This is a genomic window from Leucobacter faecis, assembly GCF_054456635.2.
On sequence record NZ_JBTJEP020000053.1, the window covers coordinates 1 to 358 of the forward strand.

Here is a 358-nt window from a genome sequence, read left to right on the forward strand (position 1 = left end):
AACGTACGGTCGATCCCACCCCCACCACCAACACGTGTGATAAGCGTGAGCCCGAAAACACAGACACCCACACACCAAAAGGCGTGTAGCCGGCTGGGCCTTCAGGACCCAATAGTATGCACCAAAAAGCAAGCCACCATCCACAACCCCACACTTTCCCACCAACCCAAAGGTCAGCGTACTCATCCAAGACTGCGCACGATCACTCAATGTCAAATGTTCCACCCATGAGCACCCAGGAAGAAACATTCGTTCTTCATCTGGGCAATCTGCAACAGACAATGCTGTTGAGTGCTCCTTAGAAAGGAGGTGATCCAGCCGCACCTTCCGGTACGGCTACCTTGTTACGACTTAGTCC

The 358-nt window shown here is 53.1% G+C and carries 1 rRNA gene; it reads right to left on the reverse strand.

Going from position 1 to position 358, the window contains the following annotated elements:
• Positions 1 to 302: 302 nt before the first annotated feature.
• Positions 303 to 358 (reverse strand): 16S ribosomal RNA (locus ACXR2T_RS15810); the annotation flags it as partial.